At 64.0% G+C, this 3,069-nt stretch carries 3 protein-coding genes; 1 reads left to right on the forward strand and 2 read right to left on the reverse strand.

Translation table 11 applies throughout. The annotated features are described in order from the left end of the window. The first annotated feature begins 117 nt into the window (after positions 1 to 117). Entirely contained in the window at positions 118 to 1,194 is a 1,077-nt protein-coding gene (locus A2J03_RS24390) for an ABC transporter ATP-binding protein (RefSeq protein WP_068379193.1), read from the forward strand. A gap of 97 nt (positions 1,195 to 1,291) precedes the next feature. Here the strand turns inward: A2J03_RS24390 and A2J03_RS24395 are convergent, their stop codons facing one another. Both A2J03_RS24395 and A2J03_RS24400 read right to left on the reverse strand, forming a co-directional pair. Further along, the gene (locus A2J03_RS24395; RefSeq protein WP_068379190.1) at positions 1,292 to 2,314 is read right to left on the reverse strand and encodes an aspartate-semialdehyde dehydrogenase; all 1,023 of its coding nucleotides are present in this window, start codon (positions 2,312 to 2,314) and stop codon (positions 1,292 to 1,294) included. Between the two features lie 2 nt (positions 2,315 to 2,316). Continuing rightward, a partial coding sequence (locus A2J03_RS24400) for an aspartate kinase (RefSeq protein WP_156520568.1) occupies positions 2,317 to 3,069 on the reverse strand: 753 nt, incomplete at its 5' end.

Below are 3,069 nucleotides of genomic sequence, written 5' to 3' on the forward strand. Positions count from 1 at the left end.
CACCCTCCCGTCCATCGATGTGATCGAGCCCATACTATGGGCCCTCGTCGACACCCGTCGACACCCCACACTCGGATCGTCCGGCACGTTCCTGCCGGTGGAGGGATCTTCTTCGTCATGGCATCGATCACATTCGACCGCGCCACCAGGCTTTTTCCAGGCTCCGACGTCCCAGCCGTCAACTCGCTCGACCTGGAAATAGCCGACGGCGAATTCTTGGTACTCGTCGGCCCGTCGGGCTGTGGCAAGTCGACCTCGCTGCGGATGCTTGCGGGCCTCGAAGAAGTCGACAGCGGCCGCATTTTCATCGGCGGCACGGACGTCACCGATTCCGAACCCAAAGACCGCGATATCGCGATGGTGTTCCAGAACTACGCGCTGTACCCACACATGAGCGTCGCCGAGAACATGGGCTTCGCGCTCAAGCTCGCGAAGGCGAACAAGGAAGAAATCCGCGCCCGCGTGCTCGAAGCTGCCAGACTGCTCGATCTGGAACAGTATCTGGACCGCAAGCCGAAGGCACTGTCCGGAGGTCAGCGTCAACGAGTCGCGATGGGGCGCGCCATCGTTCGGCAACCACAGGTGTTCCTGATGGACGAGCCGCTGTCCAATCTCGACGCGAAACTCCGTGTACAGACGCGTACTCAGATCGCGCAGCTACAGCGTCGCCTTGCCACCACCACGGTGTATGTGACGCACGATCAGGTCGAGGCGATGACGATGGGTGACCGGGTGGCTGTGCTGAAGGGCGGCGTTCTGCAACAGTGCGCGTCCCCGCGCGAACTATACCGGACGCCGAAAAATGTGTTCGTCGCTGGATTCATGGGTTCACCGTCGATGAATTTGTTCCGGGTGCCGGTCACCGATGGTGGCGTGCGGATCGGTGACCAGGTGGTCCCTATCCCGCGCGGGACCCTCGCGGCGTCCACGGGATCCGAGGTCGTCTTCGGGATCCGGCCAGAGCACGTCGAGATCGTGTCCTCGGGATTGAAGCTGGAGATCGACGTCGTCGAGGAACTGGGCTCGGAAGCATTCGTGTTCGGTCGCGCCGATATCAACGGCACTTCGCAGACGATCGTCGCGCGCGCCGACTGGCGTGATCCGCCGCAGAAGGGCGAGATTGTCAGCATTCGGTTCGACGACGCCCACGCCCATGTCTTCGACGGATCCGGTGACGGTCTGCGGCTCGGGTGACCAGGCGCTCCGCGCCAGTGGCGTGGGGCGCTCCGCGCCAGTGGCGTGGTTGAGTGCACCCCTACGCACTTAACCGCGCCACTGGCGGCGGAGCCGCCTACACCAGCAATTCCGCGATCTGAATCGTGTTCAGGGCAGCACCCTTGCGCAGGTTGTCGCCCGAGACGAAGAGCGCAAGCCCGCGCCCGTCGGGGACGCCCGGATCCTGGCGGATACGGCCGACGAGGGACACATCCTTGCCTGCGGCTTCCAGCGGCGTCGGGACATCCACCAGCTGGACGCCGGGAGCCGAACCCAGGATCTCCCTGGCGCGCTCTGCCGAGAGCGGCTGAGCGAACTCCGCGTTGATCGACAGCGAGTGACCGGTGAACACCGGGACGCGAACGCACGTACCGCTGACCAGCAGATCAGGCAACCCCAGGATCTTGCGGGACTCGTTGCGGAGCTTCTGGTCCTCGTCCGTCTCGCCGGAGCCGTCGTCGACGAGCGCACCGGCGAGGGGCAGGACGTTGAACGCGATGGGTGCGACGTACTTGTTCGGAGCCGGGAAGTCGACCGAGGATCCGTCGTGCACGAGCTTTTCGACGTCACCGATGACCGCGCGCGCCTGGGTGGCGAGTTCGTCGACGCCGGCAAGGCCACTGCCGGAGACCGCCTGATAGCTGGAGACGATCAAGCGCTGCAGGCCTGCCTCGTCGTGCAGCGCCTTCAGGACCGGCATTGCAGCCATCGTGGTGCAGTTGGGGTTCGCGATGATTCCCCTGGGCGGGTTCTTCGCCGCCTCGGGGTTCACCTCGCTGACGACCAGCGGTATGTCCGAGTCCTTACGGAACGCCGACGAGTTGTCGATGACGACGGCGCCGGCCGCCGCGAAGCGCGGTGCCTGCTCACGCGAGAGGGTCGCACCGGCCGAGAACAACGCGATGTCGATCCCGGCGAGATCCGCGGTGGACGCATCCTCGACGATGATCTCCTCGCCGCGGAACGGAAGCTTCTTGCCCGCCGATCGAGCGGATGCGAAGAACCGCACTGTCTCGGCCGGAAAGTTGCGCTCCTCCAACAAGGTTCGCATGACGGCGCCGACCTGCCCGGTGGCTCCTACGACTGCTACTACGGTCATGACTACCGTCCTGTTCCTGCGTGTACGACGGCTTCTTCCTCGCCGCCGAGATCGAAGGCTGCGTGCAGAACGCGCACTGCCTCGTCGAGCTGTGTGTCGCTGCACAACACCGAGATTCGGATCTCGGAGGTGCTGATCAAGTCGATGTTGATGCCCGCGTCAGCAAGGGCCTCACAGAACGTCGCGGTGACGCCCGGATGACTCTTCATTCCGGCGCCGACGAGCGAGACCTTGCCGATGTGATCGTCGTAGAGAACCTGCGCGAAGCCGATTTCGGACTGGAGCTTGGTGAGCTTCTCCACAGCCGTCGGACCGTCGGCCTTGGGGCACGTGAAGGTGATGTCCGTCTTGCCGGTGTCGATCTTGGAGACGTTCTGCAGCACCATGTCGATGTTGATCTCGGCATCGGCGACAGCACGGAACACCTTGGCGGCGTAGCCGGGAGCGTCGGACAATCCGACGACGGTGACCTTCGCTTCGCTGCGATCGTGTGCGACGCCGGTGAGAATGGCTTCTTCCACTGGGATGTCCTCCATAGATCCGGAGACGATGGTTCCGGGTTTCGTGGTGTACGACGAACGGACGTGCACTGGAACGTTGTAGCGGCGCGCGTATTCGACGCACCGCAGCATCAGAACCTTCGCGCCGCAGGCCGCCATTTCGAGCATTTCCTCGAACGAGACGGTGTCGAGGTGTCGGGCATTCGGCACGATGCGCGGATCGGCGGTGAAGATTCCGTCCACGTCGGTGTAGAT

The sequence above is a fragment of the Rhodococcus sp. EPR-157 genome (assembly GCF_001647195.1).
Taxonomy (GTDB): domain Bacteria; phylum Actinomycetota; class Actinomycetes; order Mycobacteriales; family Mycobacteriaceae; genus Rhodococcoides.